This window comes from Fulvivirga maritima (genome assembly GCF_021389955.1).
GTDB classification, from domain to species: domain Bacteria; phylum Bacteroidota; class Bacteroidia; order Cytophagales; family Cyclobacteriaceae; genus Fulvivirga; species Fulvivirga maritima.
Genome location: NZ_CP089980.1, coordinates 3,785,799 through 3,808,495, shown reverse-complemented (window position 1 = coordinate 3,808,495; position 22,697 = coordinate 3,785,799). Strand labels below are relative to the sequence as shown.

Sequence of the window (22,697 nt, the reverse complement as noted above, 5' to 3'; positions counted from 1 at the left end):
AAAATACACATTATGGGGCACTCTTGAAATTATTCAGAGGCCCCTATCTTTTTTCTCGGACACTAGTGATTTGAAATGTAAAAAATACAGCCCCCAAGACTAGGGTACTTCCACTTAGACGATCATATTTGTCAAATATTTGATTAGCAAATTCAGCACAATTATCAGCAATCACTATTTTCTTAACTAACCCCCACAAAATTTGACGTAAACCGTCAATTGCCTTTTCATAATCAAACCTTCTCTTTCTATAAAACTGAGGAAGTAAGTGTGAAGCTCTTTCAATGGGTCCAGCGACCAATTGGGGAAAGAAGCTAACAAATGCACCAAATGCGATAAAATCTTTGGTTGGTCGTAATTCTCCTCTATAAACATCAATAGAATAACTCAATGTTTGAAAAGTATAAAAACTTATGCCAACTGGAAGAATTATCTTTAAAGTATCTACGTGTAAAGATCCTCCAAAAAATGTAAAAGCTGACGTAAAACTATCTAAGAAAAAATTACAATACTTAAAATATCCAAGAAATCCTAAATTTACAACAACACTAATCAAAAGTAACATCCTCCTTTTAATGATACTACTTTGATCATTTAAGAAGATTCCAACATAATAATCCACAATTGTGCTAAAAAAAATCAATGACAAAAAGTGCCAGTCCCACCATCCATAGAAAACGTAACTAGCTATTAGGATTAGCATGTTTTGTAATTTCAGGTTATGATTGACAACAAACCAATATAACACAAATACTATAGGAAGAAATATGGCAAAATCCAGTGAGTTAAAGAGCATAAGGCTATTTTTAGGGCTCGATTTTCTGCAAACATCAGAAGTTATTCGAGAAATAGGTTTTATCTAAATATTTTAAAATAAAGAGATTCAAATTCATTAGAAATCTTATCCATCAAAAATGTTTTCTGAATCATTCTTCGTTGGTTTGATTGTACTTTCTGATACACATCTGACTGATCTAGTATATTGATTATATTTAAATAATTAATTGCTTTAAATTCTCTTAATACGTAGCCAGTTTTACCATCAATAATTACTTCTGGAATACCTCCGACATTTGACGCAACAACAGGAACTTTACATGACATGGCTTCAAGAATAACCCCAGGAAGTCCCTCTATCTTTGAGGGCATAACCATTATGTCTGCTGCTTTTATAAGTGATATAACATCATTACGAAAGCCTAAAAACTTTATTGAATGAGTCAAATCTAACTCACTTACCTTTGTCTCTAGTTTTTTTCTTAATTTACCATCTCCAACCAACCACAGTTGTGCATTTTCATTTTCCTCAACATACTTGGCAAAGACCTCAATCAGAAAAGAATGATTCTTTTCAGGCACAAAACTTCCAACATTAATCCATACTTTTTCTGCATACTTTGGAATGGGCTTTATTTCATCAAATAAATAGGTCCCTATGGTAATAGTTGTTGAACATTTCTCAGCATGCTTATATAACTGAATAAGATCCTGCCGACAGTTTTCTGAAACAGATATAAAATGATCCACTTGTCTCAAAAAAAATTGATTTAACTTCTTATGAATAGAAGATTTTATAAACGCCCCCATTTTATTGGCATTCCTAAATACCAATGTGTTCTTCCAACCAAAAATCAGCCTTGATAAGGCCGCATACTTAAGTGTATCGCCAGCATTAGCTTGCACAATATCATACCCGCCATCTTTAATAATTAACGCTAATTTTTTGTACGCTTTAAAATCAGTGAATCGTTTTTTGATATTGCCATTCAGTCCAAAGTAATTCAGTGGATATTTTAGAGCAATTTCTGGCATATCAAAAAGATATAAGACATCTACTTTATGACCTAACTTTTCAAGTTCTACTGATAATTGGGAAGCAAATATTTCTGCTCCTCTGAGTTGAGGTTTCTGTATGATTTGAAGGATTTTCAATGGCTAAGTCGCTTAGTTAAAACATATATCTCAAGTATAGAATCAGTTTTAATATGATCAATATTTAGCAAAATAAGACTCGATCATATCAATTTGCTTTAAAATACCCATCTCATTAATGGAATAATTTCTAGCGTTTGAACTTGCAACCTTAACCGCCTCTCTATTTGATTCCATTTTTAAGATCATTTCTGAAATAGAATCTTTAGAGCCCGGTGAAACAAGCCATCCACCTTCACTTTCCATAATCACTTTCTTCACATCTCCTACAGCAGATGCAATAACAGGTACACCTGCCGCAAAGAATTCTCTCAATTTTAATGGAGAATAATGAAAACCTTCAGTAGACTTAGAGGGTAAAATTGATATATCAAAAGCTTTTATATAAGAATTGACATCCTTATGAGGAATATTACCAGTAAAAATCACCTTATCATGCAACCCCATTTGTTTCACCATTTCTTGAATTGCAGCTCGCTCGGGACCATCACCAACCAACAGGAGTTTTGCTTGTGGCAACTGAGTTGCAACACCTTTGAATGACTCAATTAAGAGATCAAGAGAATGAAATTTTCGAAAACTGCCTACCCACCCTATCACAAAGTCATCTTTTAGACCTAAAGAATGACGAACTTCATTTCCATCGACATTATCAAATCTTTTAGCGGAAACTGTACATGGCGTTACTATAACTTTTTTTTCATCCACACCTAAAGCTAAAACAGCCTGCTTTACCTCTTCACTAACTGCCAGAACCAGATCTGCCTGTTTACATGGATTAGCATCTCCCCAGCGTTTTGAGAACCATTCCCATCCAAAGCGATGGACTCCCCACTTCTTTGATTCCCATACATAAGGAGCATCCACAAATAAAACTGAAGGAACTCCTAGTTTTTTAGCAATTCGTAAACCTTGTGTTTGAAATAAATCATGATGTTGCCATACAAATGGGACGTTTTTAAATTTATCAACAGTCACACTTAAGACCTTCCTATCCTCCCTAAACCACCTAATATCTTTTACTAGAATTTCAAGTAGTTTGGCTATATAAGTCTTACGTAGGGGGCTAATCGTTTTCTTATTACTGTTACTTAAAACAAAACACCTATTTCTAATTTCTTCAGAAGAATAAGAAGACTCACCCGCTATTACTTCAGCATCCCCATATCTATCTTCAAGCCCTTCTGCCCAATTGGCTATTGTTACCCAAACAGCATCAGCCTTTAAACGACTAAAACTAGGAACAAAAAGAGGAATTGATATTTTAGTTTTTATCATAAATTCAAGAAAAGCTTATAGCCTTGGATATATTTGTCTCAACGTTTGATTTGTCATCTAAATCATAGAATATTGCTTCATGTTCAGGCTCAAAACAATCTCTATAATTACCAATTTTTTTATAGTGATTATCAAATAAAATTTGAGGCTTGCCTAACAAAGTAGAAATTATATGACCGTGCAGCCTATCTGTAACTACAATCTTCCCTCTACTAAGAATACGTACACCTCGATTCAACCTTCTTTGTGCCAAAGCATCAAAAAAGGTAGTATTTAATTTCCAACAACGATTACGAACAAACGAGGACTTACGAAAAATGCGCTGTACCATTCTTCTAATTCTAACTGTTATTTTCGGACTGAATTTAGAATAGTATCTACCGGGCTCACCTTGAAGCCAATCTAGTTTTTCTATTTTAAAGTTAGTATCATCAATATTATAACCTGCGGACTCATGGTCTGATCTTGATAACCAAACTACATCAACCTTCGGGCTACCTACCTGAGGAATTGCTCCTATAGCAAAAGCCATATCAGGGCAAAGCTCCACGTTTAACTTTAACTCATGCAGCATTCTAAAGCTTACCTTATCCCGTACCAGAATGTGAAGTTTTTGATGTTCTCTAGCTATATTTCCAAACGATTTTAACTCAACATCATTATCAAAAAATACACTTTGTGGCAACTGTATTATCGTCATATCAGGCAATGACTGAATAATACGTTCTCTAAATCTCTGATGTTCAGGCCACACACTTCCCAAATTTCCGCCGCCATGAAGTAATACTATTCCCTTATCTGCCAGATGCTTCCTCATAGCTCGCTCTGAAAAACCATATATATCGCACTGGTAAACCACTTCAACCCCTATTTTCTTTAAAGCAGCCTTCTCTCCTAACCAAATAGCATTATCGCCTACGTTATTATGATTTGGAAAGTCTAACAGCGCCACTTTCATATCTTTACTTAATAATTTACTTAGACAGTTATAAAGCAGATTTTGTTGATTTTCAATAATGCTCTTATATAAATTAATATTGTTCATTTAGCGTAATGTTATCATTTTATAATTGGCTATGGATTTGACAATATATTAGTCTGTAAAGGAAATCGGCAAAATCCATTTTTAGAAAATTTATTCTTAATTAGATATTAGGATAGTTGATCATCTTCAATAAATTCAACAATCTTAGTAAACATTTTAGATTGAGGAATACCTTTCATCCATGGGGCCACATGATCTTCTTTTCTAGAAAGACCCGTATTAAGGCAATATTTATCCTTTTCACAGGCACCAAAAAATCTTTTAACATCATCAAAATTGATGTGTACACCATCTTTAATTGATGACATGGCAGCGTCTAAATCTGACTCATCTTTTATTTTAAATGTGCCTGCACAACCAGTATAAGGGGATTCTCCAAAAAGCAAAGCTGGCACACCCTTGGCTACCGCTTCTATCCCCACTGTACCGGTAATTGTGGCGATTGCTTTTGCATCCTTCAATATTTTGGCTGAACTCACTCCTACTGAAACTATGGAGACATTCGGCATCGCCTTTAAACCGTCATAAAACCATTTACCCCGATAAAGTTTAGGACCGATCATAAAGGTAGAAGGGTGCTCTTTGACGTAAAGGTTCCATCCTAACGAGGTACAGAATTTAGACAGCATCTGTATCATTAACCACTGCTGTGCAAAGATGCCACCTTCTGGTATACTAGATCTTTCCGGTTGAAGCATCAAAAAAACGACAATATAAGGCTTCGTATGTTTTGAATTCACCTTAATTTCACTGTAGCTTTCGTATGTTTTTTTCAGTTTTCCTCTATTCCTATATGTGCCCACCGCCCCGATAGACTTCTTAGTAAACAAATTCAAGCCCTTCCCTAAGGCTCTTTTAATGATTTGAAAAAGTTTAGAATTTTGTTTCTGCTTACGCATGTAGGTAGGAGAAGTATCATCATCTGACCTTAAAGAATCTAAATATTCAGAGGTTTGAGGAGACAAATTCTTAATATCTAAATCATTAGGTATAGATACAGCTTCTCTCTTTACAGTTTTGCTTAAATTAAAAAAATGAGGAGCAAGATCTCTGCGAACCATCAAACTATTAACACCTCTTCTCTCACCACACAAATGAAGTAGATATGTAAATATATTATGAGGAACGTCTGGAAATAGCAGCCAATCCGGCTGAGTTAGTTTTAGTAACCCTTCGGCCCATGATTGTATCTGATACCGCACCTGACTCGAGTGCATATTATTTTGATAACTTCCTTCTCTATCAAGCAAGAACCGTATATTTTCTTCTTCTCCAAAGCTAAATCCATTAGTCAGATCAGTATTATAGTCTATTACTTCCAATTTTTTAGGAAGAGGAGCTTCAAAAACGGGAGCTTCCGGCCATACCTTCAAAAGAATTTCAAAATCCTTTCTCCTAATTGCCCAACCACATATTTCAATGCCCTTTTTATCACAAAGTTGAATTATATGTCTTATTAAATCTTCTGACCATACAAATTCATAAATAAAAATTCTTTTATTCAATTTATTTTCGCTGTCCATGTTAAAAAATAATAACCTATATATTGAGTATAATATCTTAATTAAAGATTTCAGCTTCCCACTTATCCACAATAGCCTCTATACGAAATTTCTTAATTGACTCTGAAATGTTATTTCTCCACATATCAACAATTTCCGGAGCATCTGTTATTTGGTTCAGAATGCTTATTAAGTGGTCAACCTTTCCAACAGGAAATAACATCCCATTCAAACCGCTTTGTACCATTTCTGAAGGGCCAGACTTACAATCTGCAGCAATAACTGGCACATTTAAACTGAGAGACTCTAATATTACCATACAAAAACTTTCATAGTCTGAAGTATTGATGAATAACTTAGCATTCTTAATAACTTGAAAAGGATTAGGCAAAAAGCCAGTTAAATACACATCCTTATTCAAACTATACTTATCTATAATTTCGTGGATATCTGATTTTAAAGGACCATCACCAATCAAAACTAATTTGAACTGCTCTCTTATCTTACTTTTCGCATAAGCTTCAAGTAACAAACCGAAATTCTTCTGCTTAGAGAACCTTCCCATTGCTACAATATACTTTTGAGGCAAATTAGGTGTAATGTCCAGTTCAGCATTGCTTTTGGACCATATACCTTCATAGTCCAATGTATTGTAAATATATGTGCCTTTTTTAGCAAAAGAAGGCTTATAATCTACGACTTGATCCAAAAGCCCCTGCGAAGGACACACTATCTTTTTGACATATGGCCATTTTATCACAAAATTCGCTACTCTAGCTCTCTTTTTAGCAAATTGATAAGGAAAGACATCAAATGTTGCTATTACTTTATTGCATAAAGAAAAACAAGCAACGAAACTACTGAAATAGGTAAAGCCTACTACAAAATCAGACTTTAAGGTCAGGTTTAACTTAAATAAGTTAAACAAATTGGACACATGTTGCATCTTACTAGAACGTCCCTTTCTTTTACTCAACAGATGAATTCTATCATCCGGGATTTGATTAGGTATTTCGAATATTGGCCTTAAAAGCGCAAAATGAACATCATACCCTCTCTGAAGCAATTCTTCTCCTATATTGATAGCCATTCTTTCAGCCCCTCCAATTTTGAAAGAACCAATAACAATGGTTATAACTTTCTTATCTAGTTTACTCATTAATGATATCCCATTTCTCTATTCAATTCCATACATTTCGGATCATCGATAAAATCTTTCAAATGCGGGCTTTCTGATTCTTGCCATGTATTTTTTTTATCCTTTACTATATCACTTTCTACAGTAGAACCCTCAATATTTTTTGAAAGCATTTTTTTAACATTTCCTTTAATATTAGTTTTATCAAACCAATTAGTAGGAAAAGGCTCCTTTAAGTGTAGAAATTTCGATATTATTTCAAAGCTGGTCTCTTTATCTCTTAATAAATCTTCATACTTCAAAGTCAGAAAATTCTCTTTATCATTAAACCTCAATCCCTCAGTGGTACATTTATACCACAATCTGGGATTCACCATGTACCCCAATTCTCTATGGTATGAACTTACAGTAGCTCTACCATCTCGAATAATATTGATAAATCGGACTTTACCCTTGTACATCTTATCTATCTCCTCTACATTCATAATATTTAAAGGAGTCTTTTCCGCCCATCTTTTGGCCGATGGTTTGACTTTAGAAGAGAATAACATCATCAATATTTGAAATTTAACCACTTTTCTATTGAGCCTAATGTTCCTAACTATTCTCTTTTCAGCTGGCCTACTTCTCAACAGTGACGTTTCAAAAGGAATAACCTGAATTTCAGGATGAGAATCTAATATTGACATTAAGAGAGTGGTTCCCGAACGTGGACATCCGCACATTACAATTGGCATTCCGTCAAATCGTAAATATGTTTTTAGATTAGGGAAAAAGAATTTGTAAAAGCTAGGGTTGGAGATATATTTAAAAGTTCTGACAACTCTTGTTTTAAGTGACATAGACTATTTTAACCAATTAATTATGGTCTTATTTTTTTTATTAAAAACATGAATTCTTTCCTGTACCAAAGCAAATATAGACTAATATTTATTAGCAAATAGACTCCCAATAGGATTAAACGCCCCCCTCCCAGGAATTGCAAAACATAGTATACTGATAAATTTATTAGCCCAATTAGTAATACCCTTTGTATCGCCTTAAACAAAGTTACAAAGCTTAATCCAAAGAAAATTTTCAATACCAATTGGATAATTATTACACTTACTAAATTAAAGATGACAAACGAAACACTAAGTCCTATTAAGCCATAGAAGTATACTCCCAGGAAAATAATAATAACGAATAATATAGAGTTGGCTATGGAAAGTCTAAACTCAATTTTCGGCTTTCCAAATCCTCTTATAAACACTCCTGACCCTGAATTGAACAGGGCTAACATGACACCCACTGATAATATTCTAATGATGTCAATAGTAGGCTCCCACTTACTAAAAAAAGTATTTATCAATACATCACTAAACAGAAATAATCCCAGCAGAACTGGGAAAAGGATTAGATAATTATAGAATACTAGCTTGCCATAAATTTGGTGCATCTTAGCGGTATCCGACTTATTCTGACTAAACACCGGGTACATGACCTTTGTAAGTGCAAAAGAAATTTGTGTTCGTAAAGTACTTGTAATTAGAAATGCGAAAGAATAATACCCTAAAAGAGTCGCATTAAGCAATTTTCCAACTATCATAAAATCAAACTGCGACACCACTTTGGATAGCATGGCAGTACCCAATGTAAATAGACCGAAAGAAAACATATTCTTGAAAGACTCATTGGACCAGATAAACTTGGGGCGCCATTGAACTAAAGAATGAAACATCACTAACCTTATTAAGAATGCTACTGAATTGTATGCTACCAAGGCCCATAACCCAAAGTCTAAGAAAGCCAAGGTAAGCGCTATAACAGCCGAAATAAGATTTGAAATATTTTCAACTAACGCAATTCTTTTAAAGTCCAAATTCTTGACTAACTTAACTCTTTTGATCATATTCAAAGAGTTCGTTAAAACGCCGATAGATAAAACCGGAAATATTGTTTTTATAATCGGCTCATTATAAAATGATGCCGCAAAATTGGCTACAACTGTATTGACAAAGGTGTATAAAACTATTGCCCAAACTATTCCTGTCCAGAAGGTAGTTGATAAATCCGTTTCGGTCGGATCCTTTTTATTTATCAAATAAGAGGCCATACCAACTTCAGATAATGGCTGCAAAAATGCTATAAATACAGCGGCCATACCTATGAGTCCAAAATCTTCTGGGAATAATAGTTTGGCTAATACGATTTTAACGATAAAGGATAGGCCTCTATCTATAAATAGCTGCAAAAAACTCCATAAAACGCCGTTATAAACACTCTTAGCTTTGGACATATTTGATTGGAAGGGTCGTTATAAGAGAACTAATAATGAGCTTAAATTTTCACTAATGATTTAGGAAAGCAAAACAGAAGATTGATCTTTTGCTGACATTAGAGTACGATAGACAGAGAAATGAAAACTATTAAAAATACCAAATGCGGTTTGCTCATCTACAACAACATGACTAATACTTCCTGACACCAATTTCTTGTTCTTTTTAAAATTTTCAATGGTTGACACAACCACTCCTCCAGCACCTTTATAAAGAGCCTCTCTCTCTAACTTAGTAAATTTATCTTGGTCCAAGATAGGCTTTAATGTGTGCCCCGTGTGCTGATAATAAGTTCTATTGTCTGGCCTAACACTTAAAACAGTATCTGACTGAAATAAGGATAAAGTATAAATGGCATCATCAACCGTGTCAGATTTTAAGAAAGGGTATTCAGGAGAAACAGTCATTATTGCCTCAAATTCCATATTTACATTTTCTTTGACATAATCCAAGGCATGCTCTATAGTTCTAAATAAGGTTTCATTTGGATCAGAAAATGCTGCGGGACGTCGAATAATACTCACCCGATCACTGTTGGCATATTTTTGTTGTAAAAAATTAAATATCTCACTATCCGAAGTAGATACGATGACATAATCGATTTTTTTGGCATCGATGCAAACCTTAATTTTTTTCTCTATTACACTTTCTTCATCCACTTGAAACAAGGGTAAGTTAACCTTTCCAATAAATGAATTTCTCACTGGTATTACTGCCAGTGTAGACTTGCTATCTAAATGTCTTTCTACGTAATATTCTTTAATCTTTTTTCTTGTATCAAGAATACGTTCTTCATTGGTAGTTAAATTGTTACCATGCCTTCTGTATGAAAATAATGGGCTCGTGATATTTGTAACCTTATGATTTAGGATAAACTTGATCCATAAATCATACCCATCTTGGCACGTAAAACTTTCATTATACCCACCAAGGTTCTTCAAAAACTCGAGCCTAATCATTGTACAGGCGCCATGTGCCGGCTGATCATATAATGAAACCTCCTTCTCGAAGTTATGGCGTTTTTCCACACCGGTCCTTACCCCTTGAGCATTAACATAATAATAATCAGGGAAAACAAGTCCTAATTCATCATTTCCCTCGAGTACACTACTCATTTCTAATATTGCATGAGGTTCCAGAAAATCATCGGCATCAAGCCTCATGATGTATTTTCCATTGGAAGTTCTCATTGCAACATTGTTCGTAATATTGAGCCCTTTATTCTTCTGATAAATAATGGACACCTTCGGGTTATCCCTGTATCGCTCAATTATTTCCTTGCTATTGTCCGTAGAACCATCATCGATTATGAGTAACTCAAAATCCTGACAACTTTGATTCAACACACTTTCAATAGATTCCTCTATATAACTAGCGTAGTTATAGTTTGTAATATATATAGTTACAAGTGGCATTGTCATTTATTCTCTGTTTTTTAATGGTTTAGCCGGAACACCCCCAACCACTTGATACGGTTCAACATTTTTATTCACAACAGCATTACTTCCTACTATCCCTCCTTTAAAGATATGAGTTCCAGGTAAGATGGTCACATGAGTTCCTAGCCATGTATCTTCTTCCAAGATTACAGGGGCATGATCATATCCTTGTTCTTGAATAGATTCAGTTTGCTTGGCATAACCATGCATACTAGTTTGAAGGTAAACAAAGCCAGATACTAGACTTTTACGACCAATCGATATGCTATCACCTCCATTTAAGACAGAATATAAACCGATTCTAACACCATCGGAAATTTCAATTCGTGAATTATTCGCTGCTAAAATTCTCACGCCTCTATCAATTCTAACATTATCCCCTATAATTACCGAGGCAGTACCGTGAACTCGGATCTCCACATTTCTTCTAAATTCAACATTATTTCCTATGCTCAAAGTACACCCTTCATCAACTAAAATTCTAGGCACGTTATCAGCCCTAAAGCCAGAACCTATTTTTACTCGTCCTGCATAAAGAATACGAGTTAATAAAGCGCGGATTTTAGGCCGAAATTGAGTAATATAATACTGAGTCAATGCTATCATTCAAATAAGTCCCAAGTTAATTTTTGATGCTTTTCTATCTTCATTTTAGCTTTTTTTCCTACAAGGTTATAATACTCTCTAGCATCGATTCCATGATTAGGTCTCAATATCGTGAGATTATCTTCTGATAGTACTTCTCCTGCCAAAATATCACGACTTGGATACACCGCTCTTCTAAAAGAAACATCGTGACCATTATCCATTTCAATAGATAATGGTCTCTTAGTTGCATCTCCTTGCAATGACTGAATTAATTTAATTTCTGCAATTAGCTCATGAACCTCTTCTTTTGTAAGAGAAACCTTATGGTCTCTAAAATTCTTATTAGTTCTGTCATCAGTGAAATGGAACTCAAGAATCTCTGCCCCCAAGCAAACCGCATATTTTAATGCCGTGATTCCCTCCGTATGATCAGAGTATCCCACAGTGAGATCCGTTTTTTCTTTGAATACCTGCATCACATTCAAATGAGCATCTGAAGATTCTATGGGATACATGCTTGTACATTGTAAAACAGCTAATTTGCTTGGATCACTATAGATTGAGTTAACACTTTGAACATAATCCACAGTTTCAAGCACCTCCTTTTCTGTAGATAATCCCGTAGAAATTATAATGGGCTTACCTCTTTTAGCAATATTTTTTAGAAGCGGATAAGCAGTTAAATCTCCACTCCCGATCTTATACAGAGACATATAGTTATCTATCCAATCCAGCGAATCTGCATCCCATACAGAAGAAGTATACAGCTTTCCGGCATCAATAACCATTTGGGCTAATTCCTGATGTTGTGATTGCGTGAGTTCAAATTTCTTAAAGTGCTTGTTTCTATCAGGGCTCTCTTTACTTGAAACAAGGCTATCTCCAGAATATATTTGAAATTTTATGTAGTCAGCATCTGATTCAATCGCTAATTGAGTCAGCTTTTTAGCATACTCAAAATCGCCTTCATGATTTCCTCCAATTTCAGCTATTAATAATGGGCCATGCTTACCTAAAAATGTGTTCATTATTCTATCTCCTTCAGTATTTCATTAATTTCTTCCATACCATACTCTCTATGATCTTTAGAAAATTGGTAGATTATTTTTTCCGTTCTCTTAAAATCTTCTACTGTATCTAAAGCAAGCTGAATACCAGCCATTTCTGTATTACTCTCATTATAAATGAAAAAATGATCATCATCTTTTTTTTCATAAAGAAGTAAAGTAACATGCTCTTTGTAAGTATCATCCTTATTGATTTCAGGGAGAATACCACGATAATAATCTCTCTTTACCACTTCTATACTCATCCCCTTAGGAAAAGTTCTACCTTTCACATTAGAAATGAAATCATGCTTAGCCTCCTCTGATAACTTGTAAATTTTAGCCAATAACTTTATATCCAGGAATATATTATCTCCATTGATTCTGATGAAGTAATCACATTTTAATCTTTCCCCTGCTTCATAAAATCTTTCAGCCACATTATGAAGTGCCCCTCTATAGCATTGAATATTATTAGACAAGCAAAACTCTGCAATAGGATCATCAGAAGCTTCGGCGGAAGTGGCAATTATAATCTGCTCTGGAGGCAGTACCTGCCTCAGCCTTTCATAAATATATAAAAGAATAGGTTTTTCTTTGATCGACATCAGTGCCTTTCCCGGCAAGCGACTTGAATTGAACCTTGAAAGAACAACTGCTCCTACTTTATTCATTTCCTATCTCCTATTTTCTTTGCGGGAGTACCTCCATAAATTTCGTATTCCTGCACATTAGTATTAACTACCGAGTTCGCGGCAATAACCGCTCCATCACCTATATTTACTCCTTTCAATATTGTCACATTGCTACCAATCCAAACATCATTACCTACAGTGATGGGAGATGTAACATTTGGTTGTCGATTTATAAGCTCCTTTTTATCTATCATATGATTGGAGTCTACAAAATATGTAAATGGAGCTATGAGACAATCATCTCCTATCGTTATGGATTCAGATGAAAAAATGAAACAGTGATAACCTATGGTGGTTCTTTTCCCTATTTTTATACTCGCTCTATTATTGCAAGAGCAAATTCTGACTCCTTCTTTTAAAACCACATTATCTGAAATAAAAATATTGCTAGGATATCTCATCAACCTCACATCTTTATCAAAATGTACACGTTTTCCCAACCCACCTAGCCTTCCTTTTTGCCAAAAGAATCTAAGGAAATTCCATATTCCAAATTTTAGATGTTTTCTTAGTTGAGACTTCATATTAACTATTTAATCATGATAATAACCTTGTCCATCTGCCTTTTGACCATAGCCATAACCATAACCATAGCCATAGCCATAACCATAGCCGTAACCATAACCTGGTCCACTCTTTTTAATATCATTAAATAGTATACTTATTTTTTGTATCTTTCCTTGCTCATATAATTCCTGAGCCGTTTTAACAACAGGCTTAGGTGTATAATTTTGACGTACTAAAAATATGGTATGATCTACATATTTGGACAAAATAAAAGCATCCGTAACCAAAGCAATAGGTGGTGTATCTAAAATAACAAAGTCATATTTATCCATAGCCAAAGCCATTAGGGCGTCCATCTTTTCACTCATTATTAATTCACTAGGATTTGGAGGTATAGGTCCTCCACTTAATAAATCTAGGTTATCGATAATAGTACTTTGAACTACTTCTTCAAAAGTATTCATACCTGAAAGGTAGTTACTTAAACCTATATGATTGGTCAGTTTAAGATCATCATATAACCTTGGCTTTCTTAAGTCTGCTCCAATTATCAAGGTACGTTTACCTGAAATAGATAGCACAGTTCCTAGATTGATGGTTGTGAAAGTTTTTCCTTCACCACTTATAGAACTATTTACCATAAACACTTTTTTCTCCATTCCCTGAGTAAAATAGTTTAAGTTGGACCTTAAGGCCCGAAAAGCTTCTGCTACTGAAGACTTCGGTTTCTCATATACTACCAAGTTAGTCTTTAGTCCGTTGTGCCCAATTCCGCCTATGAAAGGGATAGTAGTTATATTCTCTATGTCATCCTTTGATTGAACTTTATTATTCAATAACTCAATAATAAAAAACACCAAAAGTGGAACTATCAGACCTATCGCAACAGCAATACCAAATATTTGTAATGGCTTTGGACTTAATTTACCCCCAGATATCATAGGAGGATTAACAACAATAATATCAGATGTAGTAGATGCTTTCGATATTCCTGCCTCTGCTCTCTTTTGCAATAAAAAAGTATATAAATTTTCCTGTAGAGAATAATTCCTCTGAATAGTCAGGAGCTGTTGCTCCAATCTAGGCAGAGTCCTCATCTCCTTTTCTAATAATTCAATTTGATTATTAACGAAATTAAGATTAATCCTTTGGGTAGACCTGTAGTTCTTTATCCCTTCAAGGATAGCTTTCCTTAGTTGTGAAACTCTTTCAGATTTCTGCTTGAATAAGGGATTTTGATCATATAAACCTCTATTCTTAAACTCGGTAATTTGCCCCTCCACCTCAATTAATTCATTAATTAAGCCCACAAGCACCGCGTCAGTTATACCTACACTAGTAGGTGTCACTATTTTATCATAATTCTGTCCAGACTTCAGATAATCAGTAATGTAATCAAAATAACTATTTTGCAACAACCAATTTACCTTGTTTGATTCTAATGTCTCTAATCTTTCATACAACCTAGTGGTTTCCTCGTCAACACTCACTGGTAAATTATCTTGTTTAAATCTTAAAATAGCATCTTCAAAATATTGTAAGGAATCCTTAATATCTTTTATCTGTGCATCTAAGAAGGCTATTGACTTTGTGGCTACCGAATTCTTTTTATCCACATCATATTGCTGATATTTTTCAATGAATTTACTGATAAAAGCAATTTCCTTTGATGGGACAGATCCATTTATAGACAGGTTAACAACAGATGCTCCTTGTTGAGCCCAATTTGCATCTAGCTTATTTGCATATTTTTTTGCCTGGGTTAAAGGATCATTAAATTTTATAATAAATAGCTTATCTATTAAAGACTTATGCATGTTACCAACCTTATGGAAAATTAATTTATAACCATCAATATTTACAGTATCGCGATAATGAACACCTTCGTTAAGTATTATGTTTGCACTGTTATCCTCATTAATCTTCTCTAATCTAACTTTATTATTAGCCAAAATGGTAAAACCTAAAGATTTACCCCAAGGTTCATTCTTATCTGCTATAGGTTCAATTTTAATAGGGAAATCAGAATCATAATGTTCAACCGTTTTAATATTACCTTCTCTATAGAAACTAACAGTAAAACCTAGCTCTTCAATAACTCCCTGTAGTAACGGATATGATTTTAAAATATATAATTCATTATAAAAATTTCGGTAAGGATTTACCAAAGCATTATTGTAAAGAAACTTGGCTCCCGCATTTTCATCACTTTCCTTAATAATTATTGATGCTTTTACAGGATAAATATCAGTACTATACCTATTGTACAAATAAGCACAAGAAAGCGATATCAAAAGTGTCAGAACAAAAACATACCAATGCTTTGCTGCACTTGTAAGAACCCTTAAATAATTGATTTGGATACCAGCCCCACTACTTACAGGCTTCACTGTATCATCGAACTCATTGAAATCAGGAGTACTCATAGCTCAATTACCTAGTTAAAAGGGTTATAACTAAAACTACAGCGGAAACAGTAGAGGTAATTACGCCTAAATTTTGTGAAAAATATCTTTTGAATGCACGTTGCTTCAAAGGAGGAACTATAATCACATCATTTTGCTGTACATAGTAGTACTCTGACTCGATGTATTCTTCCTCAAGCAAATTCACATAAAATATTTCGGAGCGATTTCCTCTTTGTCTAATAACTTTCACATTACTCCTATCTGCCAACTCTGTAAATCCTCCTGAAAGCCCTATAGCCTCCATCATGGTCACTCTGGTATTTTGAGAATTAACCACCTTTTCCCCATTAATTTCACCCAATACAGTAAACCTGAAATTTAGAAGCCTTATTCTCACAACCGCATCTGAAAGGTATTTATTGACTATCTTCTGCATTTTATCTTGAGCTTCAAAAACAGTCAACCCTGCTACTTCTACCTTTCCGACGACTGGGTATTCAATATTACCATTAACATCAACCATCACACCTCTCAAACTCATATTATTCCCACCACCTCCACCAAGGTTGCTATTATTAGGATTGACTTTTGAGAAAAAATCATATTCTTCATCGGTTATACTCTCAAAATTGATGTATAATACATCCAAAGGCTGTATTCTGTATTCTTGAACATCCATTTGATGCGTTCTTAATACTGAATCTTTGGGGATCTCATCTAAATGCTTGAGCTCATCTTTTTCTTGAAGGTAAACCAGTTTTTTATTAGGAACACATGAGGTGATTAGTAAGGCTATCGAGAGATAGAATAGAAGTCTCTTCATCTTCAGTGGTTAGGGTCAGTTAATTGTTCTTTAAAAAATCTTCGTACCAACTATAAACAGAGGCCAAGCCCTCTTTAAATTTAACTTTTGGAGCATATTCTAAGGCGGTGGTTATTTTGGTTATATCTGCTTTAGAGTGTTTTACATCTCCTTTTCTTTCAGGGCCATAGTTGGCTTTAATATCTTTCTCTGAAATATCTTTAAGCATCTCAATCATCTCATTCAGACTGGTTTGCTCACCGCAAGCTACATTATATACCTGATTAAGTGCATCATCATTTTCTGTGAAGATAGCTTTAACATTTGCCTGAACAGCATTATCTACAAAAGTAAAATCTCTGGATGTATGTCCATCTCCATTAATTGTGGGCTCATTGCCTTCAATAAAAGCCTGACAAAATAATGGTATTACTGCAGCATATGGATTTTTAGGATTTTGTTTTGGTCCAAATACATTGAAATACCTAAACCCTACATAATTAAGGCCATATGTTTTCTTAAATACGTCTGCATAAAGCTCCACAGCATACTTGGTGATAGCATAAGGACTAAGCGGATTTCCTATATTGTCTTCTACCTTAGGTAATGCTTTACTATCTCCGTAAGTACTTGAAGAACAAGCTAATACTACTCTATCTACTTTATTTTGAACGGCCGCATGCAATACGTTAACGGTTCCCAATACATTCACTTCTGTTGAAAGCATCGGGTTTTCGATAGACCTAGGTACTGATCCTAACGCAGCCTGATGAGATATTGCATCAAAACCTTCAGTTAGTTCTACCATCTTCTCATAATCACGGATATCTTCCTGAAAAAATGAGAACTTGGGGTTATCAATAAACTCTTCAATATTAGAATAATAACCGTTAGATAGGTTATCAATCACTCTAACAGAGGTTACTCTAGAATCATTTAATAATGCTTCTACTAAATTAGATCCAATAAATCCGGCCCCGCCGGTTACAATTACTTTCATAAAAAGTTATTCTTACTTATTGCTATTCAAAAAATTAAAGTTGAGTATATTTATTACCTACGGCCCAAATTTCTTTTAGCATTTTCAAAAAATCATCAATTTCATGCAGAGGAATCATATTTGGCCCATCACTTAATGCTTCTGAAGGATTAGGGTGAGTTTCAATAAAGAATCCATCTACACCTGCTGCGGCAGCTGCTCTAGCTAAAAACGGCGCAAATTCTCTTTGTCCGCCTGATGTTCCTCCTGCTCCTCCTGGTTGCTGTACGCTATGAGTAACATCGAATACAACAGGAGAATATTGCCTCATCACTGGCAATCCTCGCATATCTACCACTAAATTATGGTAACCAAAGCTAGCTCCACGCTCCGTTAAACACACATTATTGTTCCCTGCTCCTCTCACTTTATCAATGGCGTATTTCATATCTTCAGGAGCCATAAATTGTCCTCTCTTTACTTTTACAGCTTTGCCTGTATTGGCCGCTGCAAGCAAAAGATCAGTTTGGCGACAAAGAAATGCAGGTATTTGGAGTACATCAACTACAGATGCTACTTCCTCAGCCTGATATGATTCATGAATATCGGTCACTACCGGTACTCCAAGATCTTTCTTTACTCGTTCTAAAATCTGCAATCCTCCTTCAATACCCTTACCTCTATATGATCCTGCAGATGTTCTATTAGCTTTATCAAATGAAGCCTTAAAAACATAATCGATATCTAACTCCTTACATACGGATTTAACCTTTTCTCCGGTTTCCATACATATATCATAACTCTCAGCTGCACATGGACCGGCAAAAAGAACCATTCGCTCCCCTCCTAATATTACCTTATCAGTAATGTGCATCTTTTCCTTCGACTTCTCTAAACTCACGCTTTATATTGATTTATAATATTCTCTAAAAATCCTTGAGCTGACAATATAAAATCTGCCGCTTCTCTAACCACTCCACTGCCGCCACCTTTCTCTGTGATAAGGTCAGCCTGAGCCTTTATATATTCAACTCCGTCTGCAGGTGCAATGCCTAATCCTGCATTAATTATCACCTTAAGATCTATGATATCATCCCCTATGTAAGCTACCTGCTCATCTGACAGATTATATTCAGACAGGATATTTTTATATACCTCAAATTTATCTTTAATCCCCTGGTAAAAAAAATCTAACTTTAATTCTTTGCATCTTCTTTCGACCAATGCCGATTCCCTTCCGGTGATCGCCCCTACAATAAGGCCAGAATTCCTGAGGTGCTTTATAATTGCTCCGTCTTTTACATTGAAAACCTTAGTTTCATCACCTGAATTACTGTATACAATACCTCCATCAGTAAGTACACCATCCACATCAAAAATAAAAGCCTTTATATTTTTCGCCTTCTCAATCTGAGATTGAGTATATTTTTTCAAAATAATTTCCATTCATTTATAAAATCGACCAAATATAACAGGATTATTTTTTGTTACCTTTAATAATTAGAGCTTTTATAATTAGATTAAATCGTATTTTCCATTATGAGACCTTAATTGATATCAGTCAAGCTTCTATTATATGAAATTGTTTAAGTTTTTGTTAATATTTTCTATTACCATTTTGCTGGTTTATTCATTAAACACAAGATTAGTAATACAAAATACTCCTATCCCTCCACTAGGTAAATTCCTGGATCCTGCTCAAGGTTTTTGGCGAAATAGTGAAAAAGACTCATTAGAATATACCAAATCAATCAATATTGAAGGGCTAACAGATTCTGTATCTGTAACCTATGATAAAAATGGTGTTCCTCATATCTATGCTCAAAATAATCATGACCTATACATGGCTCAAGGATTTATTATAGCACAACATAGATTATGGCAGATGGAGTTTCAGACACATGCAGCGGCAGGCAGGGTTTCTGAAATCATTGGTGAAGGAGGACTGGAATTTGACCGAATGCAAAGAAGAAAAGGCATGACTTATGGCGCTGAGATTACTTATGAAGCTATGAAAAAAGATCCATTAGTCAATAGTTGTCTTGAAGCTTACGCTAATGGTGTTAATGCTTACATTCAATCCTTATCTTATCAGCAACTGCCTATCGAATACAAACTATTGGGTTATGAACCTGAAGAATGGACTCCTATGAAATCGGCCTTGATTTTGGAATACATGATAGATGCGCTTACAGGACATGATGACGACTTTGAAAACTCAAATGCTTTGAATTTATTTGGGTTAGAGACCTTCAATTTTCTCTTTCCTGAAAAACTACCAGGAATGGTGCCCGTAATCCCGTCAGGGAATGACAATCCTTGGGACTTTCAAAAAGTGAATGCCACTCCTCCTGCTACGGACTTACCAACAGACTTAATAAAGAACATTTTACCCAAGCCTGATCCTGATAACGGCAGTAATAATTGGGCTGTTTCTGGCAATAAAACAGCCAGCGGCAAACCGATACTTTGTAATGACACTCACTTAGGGCTTAATCTACCTTCGTTATGGTTTATGATTCAATTATCCTCTCCTGAAGTAAATGTCTATGGCTTTACATTTACCGGTGCTGCTGGTGTAACCATAGGCTTTAATGACTCTATTGCGTGGGGATTTACGAATGCTCCTCGTGATAATAAGGATTGGTATAAAATTAACTTCCAAAACAGTTCCGCCAACAAATACAAGTATGATGATCAGTGGATACCTACTGAAAAAAGAATAGAAGCCATTAAAATACGAGGGGCAGAAACCTACTATGATACTGTAGTGTACACTCGCCAGGGACCAGTAGTGTATGACAAAAGCTTTGGAGATAATGATGCTAAGAAAAATTATGCCCTCCGCTGGATTGGCCATGATCCTTCTTTGGTACAGAAGGCATTGCTTGATCTTAATAAAGGAAAAAATTACGATGACTACCTGAAGGCAATTGAGAACTGGGATGCGCCTCCTCAAAATATCGTTTTTGCTTCTACTTCCGGAGATATAGCACTGAGAGTACAAGGGCAATATGTAGCCAAATGGCCTGGACAGGGCAAATTTCTTATGGATGGTAATAATCCGCTGCACGAATGGCAGCATGAAATTCCTAAAACTCAAAATCCTTATCAATATAACCCTGAAAGGAATTTTGTTAGTTCTGCTAACCAACTCTCAGTGGATTCTTTATATCCTTATTGGGTGTATAATTCTTCTCAAGAGCACTACAGGAACCGCATGATCAATCGCGAACTCAATAAAATGAGTCAGGTTACTGTTGAAGACATGAAGAAGCTGCAGCTCAATAGTTATAGTCTTTTACCAGAAGAAACTCTACCGATGTTTCTTGACTCTATTCGACTAGAAGAATTAAGTAAAAATGAAATTAAAGCTTTGCAGCAGCTGCAAGAATGGGACTATAATTATAAAGCAGAGAGCCATGCCCCGACCTACTTCCAAGCATGGTGGAAGCTGTTTATGAATTGTTTATGGGATGAGTTTAGCACCAAGGAGGTTGCACTAACCACTCCTGATGAATTTACTACTACCTATATTATAAAGCATTTTCCTGATTATAAATTTATTGATGTAGATTCAACTGATAAAAAGGAATCATTGACCGATCTAATTAATTATGCTTTTAAAAAATCACAAGATGATTTGGGTGAATGGCAAGAATCTACAGGGCTTGATGCTAATTGGGGCAATTACAAAGGCACTTATATTAAACACCTGGCCGATTTAGGAGGCAGCCTGGCTGGCTTTAGCAGGTATAATATTCAAGTAGATGGTGTGGCCGACGCTATTAACAGTACGAAAAGAAATCATGGCCCGTCTCAGCGTTTTATTGTAGAAATGACCTCACCCCCACAGGCTTACGTTATTTACCCCGGAGGACAATCTGGAAATCCTGGCAGCGTTCTTTATGATAATATGATTAATAACTGGAGAGATCGGGAATATCTCCCCGTAGTATTTACCTCATTTAGAGGAAGAAAGTCAGATCAAATGATTTATAGCCAACAACTTAACCCCTGATTTATGAAATTATTACAAATTGTAGCATTAATAGTCGCTGGTTATATTGCAGGGCTCTTTTACCCGTTTTGGTCATTGGCCATACTGGCTTTTGTCATTGGCTTTTTGTTTAATCTTAATGGCTGGGTATCCTTCTTTTCTGGCTTCATAGCTATCTTTTTACTATGGGGAATACAAGCCTTTTGGATAGATTATGAAACCAGTTCTCACCTTACAGATAAGGTGGCTCCTTTATTTTACTCTAATAACTATAAGCTAATATTTATTACTGCCACCATAGGCGGACTAGTGGGCGCGCTCTCCACTTTATCAGGATCATTTTTCAGAAACCTGTTTAGAAAAAAGCGCTCCAACATATACTATCAGTAATTATTTGGAATCTTTAATGATTACGCCAGTAGCTACGAAAGCAATTTCTGTTTTTGGTTCTGTAATGGCATCAATCTCTTCTTGAGACTTACCAGCATCTTTTGCATAGTGCTTTTGAGTTTCTACATCAGTAGTTACTTTTTTCGCATATCCATCTATTATGGCCTTTTTACCTTCCACACCACTTTTGGGCACAAAGAAGCCATAGTCTTTAAAGGTTACGCGCAATGCTTCCTTTTCAGGAATATCAAGAGTCATCCAGCAACCTTTCATTTTACAAGTAGCTAATATTTCACCTTCTACTTTCACGGCCACAGAATCCGTTGATTCCATTTTAGCATATAATTCATCCGCTTGTATAGCTCCCTCATCAGAAATTTCTTCTCCGAAATTACCTGTAAGTTGAACTTCTTCCTCAGTTTCTTCAGCTTCTTCTACTGAAGCCGTGGCAGTAGAATCAGCCTCTGTCTCTGCATTTTGCTCAGATTTAGGATTACAAGACCAGATTATAGTGGCCAACAGGCATAATGTAATTAGTTTTTTCATTGGTTTTATATTTTCGGGACAAGTTAAAAAAAATAATACCATTAATCCATGATCATATTAATGAAAAGAGGCCATACATCTCTG

At 35.2% G+C, this 22,697-nt stretch carries 20 protein-coding genes and 2 pseudogenes; 2 read left to right on the top strand and 20 right to left on the bottom strand.

Annotation, left to right across the window (positions count from 1 at the left end):
- Positions 1-43 precede the first annotated feature (43 nt).
- From LVD15_RS16190 to LVD15_RS16100, 19 genes and pseudogenes are all read right to left on the bottom strand, one after another.
- Entirely contained in the window at positions 44-796 is a 753-nt protein-coding gene (locus tag LVD15_RS16190; RefSeq protein ID WP_306416721.1) for an MBOAT family O-acyltransferase, read from the bottom strand.
- A gap of 59 nt (positions 797-855) precedes the next feature.
- The gene (locus LVD15_RS16185; RefSeq protein ID WP_233776250.1) at positions 856-1,932 is read right to left on the bottom strand and encodes a glycosyltransferase family 4 protein; all 1,077 of its coding nucleotides are present in this window, start codon (positions 1,930-1,932) and stop codon (positions 856-858) included.
- Between the two features lie 57 nt (positions 1,933-1,989).
- Positions 1,990-3,210, bottom strand: a complete 1,221-nt coding sequence (locus LVD15_RS16180) for a glycosyltransferase family 4 protein (protein ID WP_233776249.1) — start codon at positions 3,208-3,210, stop codon at positions 1,990-1,992.
- 4 nt (positions 3,211-3,214) lie between these two features.
- Complete coding sequence (locus LVD15_RS16175) at positions 3,215-4,255, bottom strand: polysaccharide pyruvyl transferase family protein (RefSeq protein WP_233776248.1); 1,041 nt, start codon at positions 4,253-4,255, stop codon at positions 3,215-3,217.
- 107 nt (positions 4,256-4,362) lie between these two features.
- Positions 4,363-5,778, bottom strand: coding sequence for a capsular polysaccharide export protein, LipB/KpsS family (locus LVD15_RS16170; RefSeq protein ID WP_233776247.1), 1,416 nt, complete (start codon positions 5,776-5,778; stop codon positions 4,363-4,365).
- A gap of 37 nt (positions 5,779-5,815) precedes the next feature.
- Positions 5,816-6,916 (bottom strand): glycosyltransferase, encoded by a 1,101-nt coding sequence (locus tag LVD15_RS16165; protein ID WP_233776246.1) that lies wholly within the window; start codon positions 6,914-6,916, stop codon positions 5,816-5,818.
- Positions 6,916-7,620 carry a sulfotransferase family protein gene (locus LVD15_RS16160; protein WP_370687422.1) on the bottom strand — a complete coding sequence of 235 codons (705 nt, stop codon included), beginning with the start codon at positions 7,618-7,620 and terminating at the stop codon, positions 6,916-6,918. Before LVD15_RS16160 ends, LVD15_RS16165 begins: the two co-directional genes overlap by 1 nt.
- A gap of 137 nt (positions 7,621-7,757) precedes the next feature.
- Complete coding sequence (locus LVD15_RS16155) at positions 7,758-9,173, bottom strand: lipopolysaccharide biosynthesis protein (RefSeq protein ID WP_233776244.1); 1,416 nt, start codon at positions 9,171-9,173, stop codon at positions 7,758-7,760.
- 60 nt (positions 9,174-9,233) lie between these two features.
- Positions 9,234-10,634, bottom strand: coding sequence for a glycosyltransferase (locus LVD15_RS16150; RefSeq protein WP_233776243.1), 1,401 nt, complete (start codon positions 10,632-10,634; stop codon positions 9,234-9,236).
- Entirely contained in the window at positions 10,635-11,258 is a 624-nt protein-coding gene (locus LVD15_RS16145; RefSeq protein WP_233776242.1) for an acyltransferase, read from the bottom strand. It lies immediately after the preceding gene.
- Positions 11,255-12,268, bottom strand: a complete 1,014-nt coding sequence (locus LVD15_RS16140) for an N-acetylneuraminate synthase family protein (RefSeq protein WP_233776241.1) — start codon at positions 12,266-12,268, stop codon at positions 11,255-11,257. Before LVD15_RS16140 ends, LVD15_RS16145 begins: the two co-directional genes overlap by 4 nt.
- Entirely contained in the window at positions 12,268-12,960 is a 693-nt protein-coding gene (locus LVD15_RS16135; RefSeq protein ID WP_233776240.1) for a cytidylyltransferase domain-containing protein, read from the bottom strand. Before LVD15_RS16135 ends, LVD15_RS16140 begins: the two co-directional genes overlap by 1 nt.
- Before the next feature lie 2 nt (positions 12,961-12,962).
- Positions 12,963-13,121: pseudogene (locus LVD15_RS27405) on the bottom strand (DapH/DapD/GlmU-related protein); the annotation flags it as partial.
- Positions 13,122-13,217: 96 nt separating this feature from the next.
- Positions 13,218-13,382 (bottom strand): annotated as a pseudogene (locus tag LVD15_RS27400) (hypothetical protein); the annotation flags it as partial.
- Positions 13,383-13,514: 132 nt separating this feature from the next.
- A complete protein-coding gene (locus LVD15_RS16120) occupies positions 13,515-15,878 on the bottom strand; it encodes a GumC family protein (RefSeq protein WP_233776239.1) in 2,364 nt (787 codons plus the stop codon).
- Between the two features lie 43 nt (positions 15,879-15,921).
- Complete coding sequence (locus LVD15_RS16115) at positions 15,922-16,719, bottom strand: polysaccharide biosynthesis/export family protein (protein ID WP_233776238.1); 798 nt, start codon at positions 16,717-16,719, stop codon at positions 15,922-15,924.
- A 19-nt stretch (positions 16,720-16,738) separates the two neighbouring features.
- Positions 16,739-17,698 carry an SDR family oxidoreductase gene (locus LVD15_RS16110; RefSeq protein WP_233776237.1) on the bottom strand — a complete coding sequence of 320 codons (960 nt, stop codon included), beginning with the start codon at positions 17,696-17,698 and terminating at the stop codon, positions 16,739-16,741.
- 34 nt (positions 17,699-17,732) lie between these two features.
- Positions 17,733-18,551: a 3-deoxy-8-phosphooctulonate synthase gene (gene kdsA, locus LVD15_RS16105; RefSeq protein WP_233780976.1), complete on the bottom strand. Its 819-nt coding sequence runs from the start codon at positions 18,549-18,551 to the stop codon at positions 17,733-17,735.
- 23 nt (positions 18,552-18,574) lie between these two features.
- Complete coding sequence (locus LVD15_RS16100; RefSeq protein WP_233776236.1) at positions 18,575-19,123, bottom strand: KdsC family phosphatase; 549 nt, start codon at positions 19,121-19,123, stop codon at positions 18,575-18,577.
- Between the two features lie 130 nt (positions 19,124-19,253).
- Here LVD15_RS16100 and LVD15_RS16095 point away from each other — a divergent pair, with 130 nt between their 5' ends.
- A complete protein-coding gene (locus LVD15_RS16095; RefSeq protein ID WP_233776235.1) occupies positions 19,254-21,698 on the top strand; it encodes a penicillin acylase family protein in 2,445 nt (814 codons plus the stop codon).
- Positions 21,699-21,701: 3 nt separating this feature from the next.
- Entirely contained in the window at positions 21,702-22,067 is a 366-nt protein-coding gene (locus tag LVD15_RS16090; protein WP_233776234.1) for a hypothetical protein, read from the top strand.
- Here the strand turns inward: LVD15_RS16090 and LVD15_RS16085 are convergent, their stop codons facing one another.
- Positions 22,068-22,613: a DUF4920 domain-containing protein gene (locus LVD15_RS16085; protein WP_233776233.1), complete on the bottom strand. Its 546-nt coding sequence runs from the start codon at positions 22,611-22,613 to the stop codon at positions 22,068-22,070. It abuts the gene before it with no gap.
- Positions 22,614-22,697 lie beyond the last annotated feature (84 nt).